Annotated in this window: 14 protein-coding genes and 1 tRNA gene; 11 read left to right on the top strand and 4 right to left on the bottom strand. The window is 65.7% G+C overall.

Features of this window, described 5'->3' with window-relative positions:
* The first annotated feature begins 1 nt into the window (after position 1).
* The 5 genes from uvrC (at position 2) to L6D64_RS23190 (ending at position 3765) form a co-directional block, all read left to right on the top strand.
* Positions 2 to 1825, top strand: coding sequence for an excinuclease ABC subunit UvrC (gene uvrC, locus L6D64_RS23210; RefSeq protein ID WP_176508604.1), 1824 nt, complete (start codon positions 2 to 4; stop codon positions 1823 to 1825).
* A gap of 33 nt (positions 1826 to 1858) precedes the next feature.
* A complete protein-coding gene (pgsA, locus tag L6D64_RS23205) occupies positions 1859 to 2419 on the top strand; it encodes a CDP-diacylglycerol--glycerol-3-phosphate 3-phosphatidyltransferase (protein ID WP_027920568.1) in 561 nt (186 codons plus the stop codon).
* Positions 2420 to 2482: 63 nt separating this feature from the next.
* Positions 2483 to 2558: transfer RNA gene (locus L6D64_RS23200), tRNA-Gly, on the top strand.
* Between the two features lie 227 nt (positions 2559 to 2785).
* Positions 2786 to 3379: a hypothetical protein gene (locus L6D64_RS23195; RefSeq protein ID WP_236192588.1), complete on the top strand. Its 594-nt coding sequence runs from the start codon at positions 2786 to 2788 to the stop codon at positions 3377 to 3379.
* Positions 3379 to 3765 (top strand): hypothetical protein, encoded by a 387-nt coding sequence (locus tag L6D64_RS23190; protein WP_099815235.1) that lies wholly within the window; start codon positions 3379 to 3381, stop codon positions 3763 to 3765. Before L6D64_RS23195 ends, L6D64_RS23190 begins: the two co-directional genes overlap by 1 nt.
* A gap of 55 nt (positions 3766 to 3820) precedes the next feature.
* Here the strand turns inward: L6D64_RS23190 and L6D64_RS23185 are convergent, their stop codons facing one another.
* Both L6D64_RS23185 and L6D64_RS23180 read right to left on the bottom strand, forming a co-directional pair.
* Positions 3821 to 5068 (bottom strand): MFS transporter, encoded by a 1248-nt coding sequence (locus L6D64_RS23185; RefSeq protein WP_181018056.1) that lies wholly within the window; start codon positions 5066 to 5068, stop codon positions 3821 to 3823.
* Positions 5069 to 5210: 142 nt separating this feature from the next.
* Positions 5211 to 6068: a LysR substrate-binding domain-containing protein gene (locus tag L6D64_RS23180; protein ID WP_176508602.1), complete on the bottom strand. Its 858-nt coding sequence runs from the start codon at positions 6066 to 6068 to the stop codon at positions 5211 to 5213.
* 245 nt (positions 6069 to 6313) lie between these two features.
* Between L6D64_RS23180 and L6D64_RS23175 the strand changes: the two genes are divergently transcribed.
* The 6 genes from L6D64_RS23175 to metC all read left to right on the top strand — a co-directional run bounded on the left by L6D64_RS23175 (position 6314) and on the right by metC (position 12758).
* A complete protein-coding gene (locus L6D64_RS23175; RefSeq protein ID WP_176508601.1) occupies positions 6314 to 7153 on the top strand; it encodes a transporter substrate-binding domain-containing protein in 840 nt (279 codons plus the stop codon).
* Positions 7153 to 7887: an amino acid ABC transporter permease gene (locus L6D64_RS23170; RefSeq protein WP_176508600.1), complete on the top strand. Its 735-nt coding sequence runs from the start codon at positions 7153 to 7155 to the stop codon at positions 7885 to 7887. Before L6D64_RS23175 ends, L6D64_RS23170 begins: the two co-directional genes overlap by 1 nt.
* On the top strand, positions 7877 to 8557 hold the full coding sequence (locus L6D64_RS23165; RefSeq protein ID WP_176508599.1) for an amino acid ABC transporter permease: 681 nt from the start codon (positions 7877 to 7879) through the stop codon (positions 8555 to 8557). Before L6D64_RS23170 ends, L6D64_RS23165 begins: the two co-directional genes overlap by 11 nt.
* Complete coding sequence (locus L6D64_RS23160; protein ID WP_176508598.1) at positions 8547 to 9365, top strand: amino acid ABC transporter ATP-binding protein; 819 nt, start codon at positions 8547 to 8549, stop codon at positions 9363 to 9365. Before L6D64_RS23165 ends, L6D64_RS23160 begins: the two co-directional genes overlap by 11 nt.
* 29 nt (positions 9366 to 9394) lie before the next feature.
* On the top strand, positions 9395 to 9985 hold the full coding sequence (locus tag L6D64_RS23155) for a cysteine dioxygenase family protein (protein WP_176508597.1): 591 nt from the start codon (positions 9395 to 9397) through the stop codon (positions 9983 to 9985).
* A 73-nt stretch (positions 9986 to 10058) separates the two neighbouring features.
* Positions 10059 to 12758: a cystathionine beta-lyase gene (gene metC / locus L6D64_RS23150; RefSeq protein WP_176508596.1), complete on the top strand. Its 2700-nt coding sequence runs from the start codon at positions 10059 to 10061 to the stop codon at positions 12756 to 12758.
* A gap of 36 nt (positions 12759 to 12794) precedes the next feature.
* Here the strand turns inward: metC and L6D64_RS23145 are convergent, their stop codons facing one another.
* Complete coding sequence (locus L6D64_RS23145; protein WP_176508595.1) at positions 12795 to 13583, bottom strand: GntR family transcriptional regulator; 789 nt, start codon at positions 13581 to 13583, stop codon at positions 12795 to 12797.
* Positions 13580 to 14176, bottom strand: a complete 597-nt coding sequence (gene pnuC, locus L6D64_RS23140) for a nicotinamide riboside transporter PnuC (RefSeq protein ID WP_176508594.1) — start codon at positions 14174 to 14176, stop codon at positions 13580 to 13582. The genes L6D64_RS23145 and pnuC overlap by 4 nt, the downstream gene beginning before the upstream one ends.
* Positions 14177 to 14193: the final 17 nt, after the last annotated feature.

The raw sequence follows: 14193 nt of genomic DNA, 5'->3' as shown, positions 1-14193 counted from the left end.
CATGTCACAAGTCTTTGATGCCAGCGCGTTCCTGGCGACCTGCAGTGGTCGCCCAGGCGTATACCGGATGTTCGACGCCGAGGCGCGGCTGCTCTATGTGGGCAAGGCCAAGAACCTCAAGAAACGCCTGGCCAGCTACTTCCGCAAGACCGGCCTGGCGCCGAAAACCGCTGCGCTGGTGGCGCGCATCGCCCAGGTCGAAACCACCATCACCGCCAACGAGACCGAGGCGCTGCTGCTCGAGCAGAACCTGATCAAGCAGTGGCGCCCGCCGTACAACATTCTGTTGCGCGACGATAAGTCCTATCCGTACGTGTTCCTGTCGGAGGGTGAATTCCCGAGGCTGGGCATCCACCGCGGGGCGAAGAAAGCCAAGGGGCGGTATTTCGGGCCGTACCCCAGTGCGGGCGCCATTCGCGAGAGCCTCAGCCTGCTGCAGAAGGCCTTTTCCGTGCGCCAGTGCGAAGACAGCTACTTCGCCAACCGCACCCGCCCCTGCCTGCAGTACCAGATCAAGCGCTGCAAGGGCCCGTGCACCCAGCTGGTCACGCCCGAGGAGTATGCCGAGGATGTGCGCCACTCGGTGATGTTCCTCGAAGGCCGCAGCCAGCAGTTGGGCAACGAACTCAACGAAGCCATGGAAAAGGCGGCAATGGCCCTCAACTTCGAGAAGGCCGCCGAGCTGCGCGACCAGATTGCCTTGTTGCGCCGGGTCCAGGACCAGCAGTACATCGAGGGCGGCTCCGGCGATGTCGATGTGGTGGCCGCCTTCGTCAACCCCGGTGGTGCCTGTGTGCACCTGATCAGCGTGCGCGGTGGCCGTGTGCTGGGCAGCAAGAACTTCTTCCCCCAGGTGGGCATCGAGGAGGAGGTAGCCGAAGTCATGGCTGCGTTCCTGTCGCAGTACTACCTGGGCAATGCCGAACGCGAGCTGCCCGGCGAGCTGATCGTCAACGTGGTGCACGAAGACTTCGAGGCGATCACCGAAGCCGTGCAGAGCCTGCGCGGTCGCGAGCTGAGCATCAGCCACCGGGTGCGCGGCACCCGCGCACGCTGGCAGCAACTGGCGGTGACCAACGCTGAACAAGCACTCAATGCTCGCCTGGCCAACCGCCAGCACATGGCCGCGCGCTTCGAGGCCCTGGCCGAAGTGCTTGGCCTGGATGAGGTACCGCAACGCCTGGAATGCTATGACATCAGCCACTCCAGTGGCGAAGCCACGGTCGCCAGCTGCGTGGTGTTCGGCCCGGAGGGCCCGATCAAGTCGGATTACCGTCGCTTCAACATCGAAGGCGTCACCGCTGGCGATGACTATGCCGCCATGCACCAGGCCCTGACCCGCCGTTACGGGCGGATCAAGGATGGCGAGGGTAAGTTGCCCGATGTGCTGCTGGTGGACGGCGGCAAGGGCCAGCTGAACATGGCGCGCGAAGTGATGCAGGAGCTGGCCTTCACCGACCTGACCCTGCTCGGCGTGGCCAAGGGCGTGACCCGCAAGGCCGGCTTCGAGACCCTGTACCTCAACGACGTGGCCCATGAGTTCACCCTCAAGGGCGACAACCCGGCGTTGCACCTGATCCAGCAGATCCGCGACGAAGCCCACCGTTTCGCCATCACCGGCCACCGCGCCCGGCGCGGCAAGGCTCGCCGCACGTCGAGCCTTGAAGACGTCGCCGGGGTAGGGCCCAAGCGCCGCCGCGACTTGCTGAAACACTTCGGCGGCCTGCAGGAGCTCAACCGCGCCAGCATCGATGAGATCGCCAAAGCGCCCGGCATCAGTAAAAAGCTCGCCGAGTCGATTTATGCCAGCCTGCATAGCGAGTAGAATGCCGGGTTCAACCCGCAGCCAGTCGTACCGATGAATATTCCAAACCTGCTCACCGTTCTACGCGTCCTGCTCATCCCGATCTTCATCCTGCTGTTCTATGTGCCCTATCACTGGAGCTACATGGCCGCCAGCACGGTGTTCGCCATCGCCGCCGCCACCGACTGGCTGGACGGCTACCTGGCGCGTCGCCTGCAGCAGAGCACACCCTTCGGCGCCTTCCTCGACCCCGTGGCCGACAAGCTGATGGTGGCCGTGGCCCTGGTGTTGCTGGTACAGGTGCACGCCAACTTCTGGCTGACCCTGCCGGCAGCGGTGATCATCGGCCGTGAAATCGTCGTTTCGGCATTGCGCGAGTGGATGGCCGAACTGGGCGCGCGGGCGCATGTGGCGGTATCCAGCCTTGGCAAGTGGAAGACCGCGGCGCAGATGCTGGCGCTGGTGATCCTGCTGGCCAACCCGCCGGTGGTAAGCTTCTGGGTCGTGTTGGGCTACGGCCTGCTGTTGGTGGCGGCGGCGCTGACCCTGTGGTCGATGGTGCACTACCTGCTGGCTGCCTGGCCGCACCTGCGCGAAGGCTCCGAGCAAAAATAAAACTTTTTTGAATCAAGGGGTTGACGCCGTTTCAGATATCGCTAGAATGGCACCCATCACGACGCGGGAATAGCTCAGTTGGTAGAGCACGACCTTGCCAAGGTCGGGGTCGCGAGTTCGAGTCTCGTTTCCCGCTCCAAATTGGCCTTAACGAATGCTTTCGGTAAGGCAAGAAAGAAGGCCCTTCGGGGCCTTTTTTCGTTTCAGTCGAATCCGCACGGATCCACGGCCATCCGGCCTTTTCCAGTCCCGAAATGACTACACCCTCGGCCAGCAAATGCGCGACGGCCTTCCCTACGCTGCAGGCGTTCGGCCACTAGTACACGCGTGCTAATCGACCTTGGCGAGGCAGCTTTCGTATAGTCCGTGCCGGATTACAGCAACCGGGACAGGACTTCCATGAAAGACAGGCTTCTATCCGCAAGCCGCTGGTTGGCCATCCTGGCCATGGCGTGTAGTGCGACGGCCATGGCCGATCAAGCGCCGGGTGACTATTGGATCATCTACGGCAAAGGGGAACGTCTGCACAACGAAGTGTACGTTGCCGACAGTGCCGGCATCATGCAAAAGGCAGGTGGCGTGCAGTCGGCGCAGGTCATGCAGCTGTTCGAAGACCCCGCCTATCCAACCCTTGTCGCCTATGAAGTCCAGGTCAAGTGTAAACAGCGCCAGATACGCCTTGACAGCGCTCGTGCGATACGGCGCTTCGACGGCGCAGTGAAGGATGTGAAAACCAATGCCCGCAGCTGGGTCGCACCGAAAGACTACTGGTTGAAGCGTACCTTCGCCTTTGTTTGCGCCCCTGAAAATCGAGCACGCAATCAGATGCTGCCGATCGGCAAGATGCCTCCTGCCCAGATGGTTGCTACCGTCCAAGCCATGTTCATCCAGTTGGTGGGTGTGCAAGCCAACAGCCAGGCGGTGCAAGAGTTGGACGACATGCTGAGCAAAAGCCCCTGATGACCCTCCGAATTCGGCTGCTCGGCCTGATGCTGCTTACGCTCACAGGGTGTATTCCGACCCTGCCGGAGCTGCGTGCCAGCCATCAATGGCAAGGGCGTGACGCCAAACAGGCGATTGACTTCTTCGGCCCGCCCGGGCGCATGGAGCCATTGCCTGGCGGAGCGGGGGTGCAGCTGGGCTGGTACCGCGACACCACTTACGTACGCCAGGAGGTCGTCGGCAGCACCGCTGAAATGCAGGGCAACGTGATGGTCCATACCAACTACTGGGATGACGTCACCCATCCGGGTGGCTGCACGATCCTGATGAGGGTGGACAAGGCGCGGCTGATCAGCGACTTCTCTACGAAGGGGCGTTGTAACGGCGTGAGTCTGGCGCCTTAGTCCTTTTTTTGGGAGGCGTGCGTGCTTGCCTGCAATTCTCACACTCCCAGGCAGTTCAGGTCGACTCGACAGGCGTGGCAGAGGGCGACGGCGAACTGCCTGGTCGGGTTTCAGGCAATGCCACCAGCACCAGCACGAAGGCGACTGCGGCAATGGCCGCCAAGGCAAGAAACGCTGCGTCGTAGCCAGCGGCCTGCAGCACCAGCCCGGCGATTCCAGGGCTCAGCGCCGCGCCCAGCCCGAACGTCGCCGTCAGCGCGCCGAGGCTGACATTGAAGCGCCCGCTGCCTTCGGTCAGGTCCTTGACCACGATGGGTAACAGTGCGCCGAAGATGCCCGCGCCAATACCGTCGAGCAATTGCACGCCTACCAGCCAGAACGGGTTGTCGGAAACCAGGTAAAGCGCACCCCGTATGGGCAGGATGAGAAAGCCGGCGAGCAGGAACGGCTTGCGCCCCCATTGCTCGGCCTTGGCCCCGACCAGCAGCGCCATCGGCACCATCACCAATTGCGCCGCGACAATGCAGGCAGAGGTGAGCGGGGTGGCCAGGCGCAGGTCGATCTGTGACAGCTTCTGGCTCACCAGCGGCAGCATCGCCGCGTTGGCAAGGTGAAACAGCGCGCAGCACACGGCGAAGATCAACAGGGTACGGTTGTGCAGCAGCAGCTTCAGCCCGGCAGGGTGGTCAGCTGCCATCGGGCCATGGCCAAGGCCGCGCGCCAGCTGGTGGTCGATGGCCGCAGCGGGTACCCGGGCCACGGCCACGATGCTGGCCACGGTCATGATGGCCATCAGGTAGAACACCACCACCGGGCCGTACAGGTACGCCAGGCCGCCGGCCAGCAGCGCCGAGCAGGCATTGCCGGCGTGGTTGAACGTTTCGTTGCGGCCCACCCGGCGGGTAAATGCCCTTGGGCCCGTGATGCCAAGCGATATGGCGGCAATCGCCGGCGCAAACACCGAGCCTGCAAGGGCCGCGATCGTCTGGGTCAAGGCTACCCCGGCGAACGACGATAGCCACGGCAGCAGCAGGCAACTGCCGGTCACCAGCACGGCGGCAATGACCACCACTGCGCGCTTGGCCCTGGTGCTGTCGATCAATGCACCGGCCGGGGTTTGCGCCAGCAGCGCCACGATACCCGCCACGCTCATCACCAGGCCGATACTCGCGGGTTGCCACTGGTGCACGGCGAGCAGGTAGATGGCCAGGTACGGCCCCAGGCCGTCGCGCACGTCGGCGAGGAAGAAATTCAGCCAGTCCAGGGCGCGGTGATGCGAGGCGAAGGGCTTTGAAGGGGTCAAGGATGCAGTCTCGTAAAAGCCATGGGGCGCAATCGGCAGCCGGCATGCGGGGCGGCCCGCTCTCGTCAGGGGACCGCCAGGGTGGGCGACAGGTTCCTGGCCCAGGTGCACGTGCCTCGCCGATGTTCAGTCATCATGCCTGTCAGGCCCCGGCGCTGGCGCGCACCATCGCGTAAGCCTGACGCACCAGCGGGTTGGCACTGTTGGACCGCACCCACAGGTAGTAAGTCACGTCAGGCAGAGCCGGCAGGCCATCGCTTTGCCCCAGCACGCGCATGTCGGGGCCGACCATTTCCTGGCTGCGTGCTGTAATGCCCAGGCCGGCACGCACCGCTGCCTTGACGCCGATCAGGTTGGATGCCAGGTAAGCCTGGCGCCAGGCGATGCCGGCGTGCTCCAGCGCTTCGAGCGCCAGCTTGCGGTACAGGCTGGGTTCGTCCACCAGCACCAGTGGCAACGGCTCCCCTGGCTGGTGCTGATAGTGCGCCGCACAGATCCACCACACCGGCGAGGCGCGCAGTGCGAAGCCTTCCAGGCCCGGTGCGGTGCGGGTGGAGATGACCATGTCGACTTTACCGCGCTGCAGGTCCTCCATCAGGAACGGGCTGCGGCCAACGTCGATCTCCAGGCGCAGGTTGGGCGCCGAGCGGGCGATGTGGCTGAGCAGCGGAGGCAGGATGGTGTCGGCGATATCGTGGGGCGAGCCGATGCGCAGCACGCCGCTCAGGCTATCGTGACGCAGGCCGGCCAGTGCCTCGTCGTTGAGCGCGAGCATCTGCCGGGCGTGGCGCAGCAACTGACGGCCTGCATCGGTAAGGGATTTCTGCCGGCCCTGCTTGCGCAGCAGCGCCACGCCCACCTGCTGCTCCAGGCGCTGCATGTGCTGGGTCACCGAGGCCTGGGTGCGGCCCAGGTGGCGGCCAGCCTCGGCGAAGCTTGTGTGGTCGGCGATGGCGACGAAGGTGCGCAGCAGGTCGAGATCCAGGGCGGGTGTAGTCATGGGTAGGCATCTTTGCATCAAGGGCTGACGAAAAAACATAAAGATTCTTTATGTCTAGAGTGGCAGGGATGGAAATCCTCGTCTATAGATGCCCGTAATTACTGGCTTATTCCATTTGTTGAGCGCTGCTATACCGAAGAAGTTATAAGAATAGTCAATATTTGAATTTCCCCTCACCTCGGCAACTTCCTAGCATGCGCCTCTATTGGCCGGGCGTTCCGGCTGCCGGGATGAGGAGATTCACCATGTCGCTGTCTACCGTCGCCCGTCGTGGGTTGTACGCATCGTTGCTGGCTACTGCCACCCTGGCCGCCAGCGGCTTGGCGCAGGCCGATGCCACCCTGGACAAGATCCAGCAACGCCACAAGCTTTCGGTGGGGGTGGTGCTGTCCGGCGGCCCGTTCGGCGCCATCGACCCGGTCAGCCGAGAGCCCGTCGGCTTCAGTGTCGACCTGGCCCGCGACCTGGCGCGTCAGCTGGGCGTCGATGTCGACCTGGTGGCTGTACAGCCAGCCAACCGCGTGCAGTTCCTGCAGCAGGGCAAGGTCGACCTGCTGATCGCCAACATGGAATGGACTGCCGAGCGCGACAAGCTGCTGGGCCACGTGCCCACCCCGTTCTACCGCGTCGGCGGCACCGCCGTGCTGGCCGAGGGCAGCCCGGTCAAGGCCTGGGCGGACCTCAAGGGCCAGCCGGTGTGCACCAGCCAGGGCAGCAGCTACACCCAGGCCCTGGTCAACCTGGGCGCCGACATCAAGGCCTTCAAGACCTCCGCCGAATCGCTGCTGGCCCTGCGCGGCAACAATTGCCTGGCCGCCGTGCACGACGCCACGCTGATCAACCCGCTGCTGGCCAAGGGCGGGGAATGGAGCGGCTACCGAGCCCTCACCCCCGAGCTCAACCCGGCACCGTCGGTGATCTGGACGCGCCTGGGCGAGACCGATACCCAGCAGCGCCTGGACCCTTTCGTCAAGCAGTGGCACCGCAGCGGCTGGCTGATCGAGCGTGAGCAGGCCAACCACATCACCCCGGCCTCGCCAGCGTTGGTGGAGTTGCGCACCCAGCTGCAGGGCGAAGGCGCCTGATGAGCGATGCCCTGCACTGGCTGGTCGGGCAGCTTGCCCGGCTCGGCCTGGACTACAGCTTTGTGTTCGACGCCTACGCCAGCGGCAAGTTGCTCGATGGCGCGCTGAACACGCTGTGGCTGTGCCTGTGCGGCATTGCCGGCAGCCTGCTGGTGGGTGTGCTGCTGGCTGCGGCAGTGACCTCGACACGCCGCTGGCTGGCGTGGCCGGCACGGGCCTTCATCGAGGTCACCCGCAACACCCCGACCCTGGTGCAGCTGTACTGCGCTTTCCTGGTGCTGAACATGCTGATCAACCAGAGCCTGGGCAGCGCCAACCCCATGACGCCATTCGCCTGGGTGGTGCTGGTGATCTCGCTGCACAAGGGGGCCTTCCATGCCGAGGCCCTGCGCGCCGGCATCGAGGCGGTACCCGCGGTCACCCTGGAGGCGGCCAGTTCTCTGGCCTTCAGCCGCCGCCAGCAACTGCTGCAGGTGCAACTGCCGCTGGCGCTGCGCTTTGCCTTGCCGGCGCTGGTCAACAACCTCATCGACCTGGTGAAGATGACCGCCGTGGCCTCGGCCATCGCCGTCAACGACATCACCTACGCCGCGATCATGATCTGGACCCAAGGTGACAATGTCATCGAGCTGATGATCCTGATCCTGGCCTTCTACGGGCTGCTGAGCCTGGCCGTCAACTGTGCCGGCCGCGGCCTGGAAGCGCGCCTGAGGATGCCTGGCTATGGCCATTGAAAACCTTGCCACCCTGTGGCACTGGTCGCCGACCCTGGGCGCAGGGCTTGTGCAGAATATCCAGATCAGCATTGGCGCCATCGGCCTGGGCACGTTGCTGGGGTTGCTGGTGGGCAGCTTGCTGCTGTCGCCGTTGGCACCGTTGCGTGCGCTGGCGCGGCTCTGGGTACAAGTGTTTCGCAACGCGCCCTGGCTGGTGCTGATCTACTTCACCTCGTATGTATTCCCCTTCGACGTCCAGGTGGGCGGCACCTGGGTGGCATTCCCCGACTGGCTGAAGGTCACCGTCGGGCTGGCCTTGCCGGCCAGCGCCAACGTGGCCGAGATCTTCCGCGGGGCGGTCGCGTCGATCCCCGGCACCCAGTGGGAGGCGGCGCGCTCGCTGGCGTTCAGCCGCGGGCAGATTTTCCGCTCGATCATCCTGCCGCAGTGCCTGCGGCGCATGCTGCCGCCCTGGATGAACCTGTATGCGGTGGTAACCATGGGCACCGCGCTGGCTTCGCTGGTGGGTGTGCACGACCTGATCGACAGTGCGCAGATTGCTGCCAATACCGTCAACCGCAGCGGTTTCACGGTGCTGGTCTACTTCAGCGTGCTGGCGCTGTTCTTCGCCTACTGCTACCCGATTGCCCGCCTGACCCAACGCCTGGAGCGCCGCTATGCCTTCTGAACCCTTGATCCAGTTGCGTGACGTGCACCTGGCTTTTGCCGACACCCCGGTGCTGCGTGGCATCGACCTGGACGTGCAGGCCGGCCAGGCGGTGTCGATCATCGGCCCGTCCGGCTCTGGCAAGTCGACCATCCTGCGTTGCATGACCGGCCTGCTGCGGCCCCAGCACGGCAGCATCCGCATCGGCGACACCCAGGTCGAGCGACTGCGCGGCGAGGCCGGGCTGATCGCCCTGCGCAAGCAGGTGGGCTTCGTCTTCCAGCAATACAACCTGTTCCCGCACCTGAGCGTGCTGGACAACCTGCTGATCGCGCCGACCAAGGTACTCGGCCGTGACCGTGCGCAGGCCCGCGACCAGGCCCTGGCGCTGCTCGACAAGGTGCGCCTGGGGCACAAGGCTGCCGCCTTCCCGGGCGAGCTGTCGGGCGGGCAGCAGCAGCGGGTAGCCATTGCCCGTGCCCTGGCCATGCGACCCAGGCTGATCCTGTTCGACGAGGTGACCTCGGCGCTGGACCCGGAGATGGTCGGCGAGGTGCTGGCGGTGATCCGCGAGCTGACCGAGGAAGGCATGACCTGCGTGCTGGTCACCCATGAAATGCGTTTTGCCGAGGAAATCAGCGACCAGGTGTATTTCACCGAGCACGGTCGCATTGTCGAGCATGGCGGCGCAGAACAGGTGTTCCGCGCCCCCACCCACGAACGTACCCGTGCGTTCCTCCAGCATGCGCTGGGCGAGGGCGGCCACCGCCCCAGCCGACCGGCGCCCGATGTGTTGAGCAACCTGGGGCGCTACAGCCTCAGCGTGTGATGCCCGTTTTCCTACAAGAGAGACCGACCATGTCCCGTGATTCCGTGATCGAGCCGTTCCTCGCGCAAGTGCGCGCCATCCATGAGCGCGGTGTCGACCGCGCCGCGCTGCAGCAGATTGTCGTGCTGCTCGAAGGCTTGGCCGAGCGCCGCGACCTGTTCAACTTCGAGCGCTTCCCGGCGCCTGATGCCGCCACCGGTGAGACCCAGTTCCGCTACCGCCTGAATGATGACGGTGAAGCGCCGACGCTTTACGTCAACTCGCTGCTGCCGGGCAAGGCGACCCTGCCGCACAACCATGAAACCTGGGCGATCATCGTCGCCATCGAGGGCCAGGAGCTCAACCGCGTATACCGCCGCGAGGACGACGGCAGCGATCCGCGCCGTGCAAGCCTTGCCCTGGAGCGCGAGATCGTGGTGCAGCCGGGTACCTCCGTGGCGTTCCTGGGTGAAGACCTGCACGGCATTCGCGTCGAGGGCGACAGCCCGACCTTGCACTTTCACCTGTACGGCCGCCCGCTGGAGTCGCTGGAGAACCGCTACGGGGTCAAGGACGACGGCAGCGTGGTTAACTACAACAAGTCGCAGATGACGCCTTCGATCCAGGCCTACGGCCTTTGACAGCTGCTGCCTGCCCGCCGGAAGGCCGGCAGGGCAACTCTCCCATTCAGAAAACGACCACGGACTGCGTCCCATGATTCCCAGCATCACCCCAGCGCTGCTGCACACCTGGCTGTTCGACGGCCGGGAAATCGCCCTGTTCGACCTGCGCGAGCATGGTCAATACGGTGAGGCCCACCTGTTCCACGCCGTCAACCTGCCTTACAGCCGCCTTGAGATCGAAGCGCCGCGCCTGGCGCCGAACCCGGCAGTCCGGGTGGTGGTATACGACGAAAGCGGCGGCGAGCTGGCCCAGCGCGGAGCCCGGCGCTTGCAGGCCTTGGGGTACAGCGCCGTGCACTGCCTGGAGGGCGGCAGCCTGGGCTGGCAGGGCGCAGGCTTCGAATTGTTCGCCGGGGTGCACCTGCCGTCCAAGGCGTTCGGCGAGTTGGTCGAGCACACCTGCCACACCCCGTGCATCACCCCGCTGCAACTGGCCGAGTGGCAGCGCCAGGGCAAGCCGTTGGTACTGCTCGATGGCCGGCCGCTGGACGAATTCGCCAAGATGAACATCCCCGGCGCCACCTGCTGCCCCAATGGTGAGCTGAGCTATCGCCTGGAAGACCTGGTCAGCGATTCGCACACGCCAGTGGTGATCAACTGCGCCGGCCGCACCCGCAGCATCATCGGCGCGCAGACCCTGATCAACCTGGGCATAGACAACCCGGTGTATGCCCTGGAAAACGGGACCCAAGGCTGGTTCCTGGCGGACCTGCCGCTGGAGCATGGCGCACAGCGACATTACCCGGCCCACAGTGGCAGTTCACTCAAGCAGCAGCATGCCCGCGCCGAGGCCCTGGCGCGCAAGGCAGGAGTCGGCAAGGTATCGGCAGAGCAGGTGCGCCAGTGGCAGCAGGACCCGCAGCGCAGCCTGTTCCTTTGCGACGTGCGTACCCCCGAGGAACATGCTGCTGGCAGCCTGTCCGGCGCCCAGCATTGCCCAGGCGGCCAGCTGATCCAGGGCACCGACCTGTACATCGGCGTGCGCCATGCGCGGGTCGTGCTGTTCGATGACGACGGCGTGCGCGCCCCGGTGGTGGCCAGCTGGCTGCGGCAGATGGGGCATGACGCCCATGTGCTTGAAGGGGGCTTGGCCAGCGGCCTGGCGTTGCCCGGTCCGGCTGCGCTGCCATTGACCTTGGCCGAGGTCGATGCCAGCGGGCTGGACGGCGCGCTGTTGCTCGACCTGCGCTCGAGCAGCGCCTACCGCAAGCGCCACCTGTACGGTGCGAAGTGGGCGATCCGCCCGACCCTGGCCGAGCAGGTGAGGGCAGAGCGACGCCCCCTGGTGTTCATCTGCGACGATCCACGCATCGCCGAGCTGGCCGCCAGCGAACTACCCGCCGCCCAGCGCCAGCGCGCAGGGCTGTTCCCACAGGCATTGCTGGGCGATTGGCCGCAGGTCAACGGCGACAGCAGCCTGCCAGACGCCGCCTGCATCGATTTCCTGTTCTTCGTTCACGACCGCCACGCCGGCAACAAGGACGCTGCCCGTCGTTACCTCGCCTGGGAGACCGGCCTGATCGCGCAGATGAACCCGGCCGAGATCGCCAGCTTCACCCCGTTGACCCACAGCGACCCGCCGGCCACCCGCCTGGTGCATGGCGGGCGCGGCGAGCCGGGCCCTGGCGCCCATGGCGTCAACCCACCGGTCAGCCGCCTGAGCACCGTGCTGTTCGACAGCGTCGCCGAGCAGCGTGCGGCCCGTGGCACGCGCGACCAGCAGCGGGTGCTGAGCTACGGGGCGCGGGGCAACCCCACGGCGTTTGCGCTGGAGGACCTGGTCAGCGAACTGGAGGGCGGCTATCGCTGCAAACTGTTCGCCACTGGCCTGCAGGCGATCAGCCAGACCTTCCTCGCCTACCTGCGCCCGGGCGATCATCTGCTGCTCAGCGATGGCGTCTATGGCCCGGTGCGGCGCCTGGCACGTGAACTGTTGCAGCCGTTCGGCATTGCGGTGGAGTACTTTGCCGCCGATGGCCAGGGGCTGGAAGCGGCGTTGCGGCCGAACACGCGCATGGTCTACAGCGAAAGCCCCAGCTCGCTGCTCTACGAGCTCAACGACCTGCCGGCCATGGCCACCTTGTGCAAGCCACGCGGGATCCTGCTGGCGGTGGACAATACCTGGGGCTCGGGCTACCTGCATCAGCCGCTGGCCCTGGGGGCGGACATCTCGGTGATGGCCCTGACCAAGTACTTCGCCGGCCACAGTGACGTGATGATGGGCAGTGTCTGCACCACTCGCGAGGCCTTCGCCGCGCTGTCGCGCAGCAGCGATACCTGCGGCTGCACGGTCAGCCCGGATGACGCCTGGCTGGTGCTGCGCGGGGCCCGCAGCCTGGCCAGCCGCATGGCCGTGCATGAGCGTCAGGGCCTGGAGATCGCCCGCTGGCTGCAAGCCCACGAGGCGGTGGCGCAGGTGTACCACCCAGGGTTGCCGGAGCATCCTGGTCACGCCTTGTGGCAGCGGGATTTCAAGGGCAGCAACGGGCTGCTCAGCCTGGTGTTGAGCGATGGCAGCCTGGGCCGGGCAGAGGCGTTCGCCGATCGCCTGCGGCTGTTCGGCATCGGCGCGTCCTGGGGCGGCTATGAGAGCCTGGTGACCCTTGGCGACCTCGGCGATCGACGCTTTGCCGCGCCGCTGCAGGGCACGCTGGTGCGTTTGCATGTCGGGCTGGAGGATGTCGGGTCGCTGCGCCGGGATCTGCAGCAGGCCCTGCAAGCACGCTATTGAACCGGGCAGGCACCAGTGGGGCGTCGGACAGGTCGTTCATGGCGCCTCGCCCTGGCCGGGATAGCGGGTCTGCAACACCACCGCGAGTGCATCCGGGCGCCAGAACTCCTGGTCGAATTCGACCGGCTGGCCGCGTTCGCCGAAGCTCAGGCGTTCCAGGTAAAAACTGCTCGAGCCTGGCGAGACCTGCAGCAGGTCGGCCTGAAAGTCGTTCATCGTCTCGGGGTGCATGCACAGTTCGCTGCGCGACTGCACGCGGCCGAAACGTTCGCGCAGCAGGGCGGTCAGCGAGGTGTTGAGGTCAGCGTCGAGCAACCTGGGGCACCAGTCAGCCACCAGCACGTTGCACTCCAGCAGTACCGGACGCTGGTCGACCCAGCGCCGGCGCTGCAGGTAGAACACCGGCTCCTCCGGGTGTTCCAGGCCCATGCGCTTGGCCAGCCAGGCCCCGGCCGGGCGGCGTTCGGCGTGCAGGCACTCGGTGCGTGGCGTGCGGCCCTGGGTGGCGACATATTCCATGAAGCCGATGATGCCGGTCGGGTCGTAGCGGATGCGTGGCGGGCTGACGTACCAGCCGCGGCGGTCCTGGCGGTAGATGACGCCGTCGGTTTCCAGCAGCTGCAGGGCCTGGCGCAGGGTCACGCGGGTGCAGCCGAAGCGCTCGGCCATGTCCCGTTCAGCGGGCAGTTTGCTGTCGGCAGGCAGGCAGCACTGGGCCAGCTCGCTGGCCAGTTGATCGCGGATGCGCAGGTAATGGGGCTGCGAGGCGCGCCAGGTGGCTTGCGGTTGCGACTCGCTGACGAACGAGGTACGAAACGGGTTCATTGCACCTCCTCGACGCCCGCCGGCAGTGGCCGTTGCCGGGCCTGCAGCTCGTTGCGCCAGGCCAGCAGGCCGTAGCCGGCCAGTACCACGAAACCGGCGTACAGGGCGGCCGTCAGTTGCAGGTCCCTGGACAGGAACAGCCCGACGTAGGCGCTGCCGAGCACGACCCACAGCCCCCAGCTGGCGACATACTTGCGTGCCGCCCAGAAGCTCGCCACCAGGCTCAGCGAACTCAGCAGCGCGTCGATCCAGGGCGCTGAAGCATCGGTGTAGCGCTGCATCAGGCCCCCCAGCACCGCTGCACCGGCAAGCCCGGCCACCAGGCTGATGATGGCTTCGCGGCGCGGCAAGCGTTGCACCTCGACCTTGCCGGCGGCACTGTAGCCTTGGCTCCAGCGCCACCAGCCGTAGCCCTGCAGCACGGCGAAGACCAACTGCAACAGCATGTCGCAATACAGCTTCACTTCGAAAAAGATCCAGGCATAGAGCAACACGGCCACCACGCTGACCGGCCAGCACCAACGAATGCGCTGGGTGGTCAGCCACACGCCGAGGATGTTGAACAGCACGGCGATGATTTCCAACGGTGACATAGGCACCTCCAGGGCGG

Origin of the sequence: Pseudomonas urethralis, from assembly GCF_021602465.1 — a bacterium.
Taxonomy (GTDB): domain Bacteria; phylum Pseudomonadota; class Gammaproteobacteria; order Pseudomonadales; family Pseudomonadaceae; genus Aquipseudomonas; species Aquipseudomonas vlassakiae.
Note: the sequence above shows the minus strand (reverse complement) of the source record. Positions and strands in the feature narration are given on the sequence as shown.

Excerpts from the sequence above, each read along its gene's own strand:
- L6D64_RS23145 (WP_176508595.1), bottom strand. The coding sequence starts at position 13,583 with ATGAACCCGTTTCGTACCTCGTTCGTCAGCGAGTCGCAACCGCAAGCC.
- L6D64_RS23180 (WP_176508602.1), bottom strand. The coding sequence starts at position 6,068 with ATGACTACACCCGCCCTGGATCTCGACCTGCTGCGCACCTTCGTCGCC.
- L6D64_RS23155 (WP_176508597.1), top strand. The coding sequence starts at position 9,395 with ATGTCCCGTGATTCCGTGATCGAGCCGTTCCTCGCGCAAGTGCGCGCC.
- uvrC (WP_176508604.1), top strand. The coding sequence starts at position 2 with ATGTCACAAGTCTTTGATGCCAGCGCGTTCCTGGCGACCTGCAGTGGT.
- L6D64_RS23175 (WP_176508601.1), top strand. The coding sequence starts at position 6,314 with ATGTCGCTGTCTACCGTCGCCCGTCGTGGGTTGTACGCATCGTTGCTG.
- L6D64_RS23165 (WP_176508599.1), top strand. The coding sequence starts at position 7,877 with ATGGCCATTGAAAACCTTGCCACCCTGTGGCACTGGTCGCCGACCCTG.
- L6D64_RS23160 (WP_176508598.1), top strand. The coding sequence starts at position 8,547 with ATGCCTTCTGAACCCTTGATCCAGTTGCGTGACGTGCACCTGGCTTTT.
- pnuC (WP_176508594.1), bottom strand. The coding sequence starts at position 14,176 with ATGTCACCGTTGGAAATCATCGCCGTGCTGTTCAACATCCTCGGCGTG.
- pgsA (WP_027920568.1), top strand. The coding sequence starts at position 1,859 with ATGAATATTCCAAACCTGCTCACCGTTCTACGCGTCCTGCTCATCCCG.
- metC (WP_176508596.1), top strand. The coding sequence starts at position 10,059 with ATGATTCCCAGCATCACCCCAGCGCTGCTGCACACCTGGCTGTTCGAC.
- L6D64_RS23190 (WP_099815235.1), top strand. The coding sequence starts at position 3,379 with ATGACCCTCCGAATTCGGCTGCTCGGCCTGATGCTGCTTACGCTCACA.
- L6D64_RS23170 (WP_176508600.1), top strand. The coding sequence starts at position 7,153 with ATGAGCGATGCCCTGCACTGGCTGGTCGGGCAGCTTGCCCGGCTCGGC.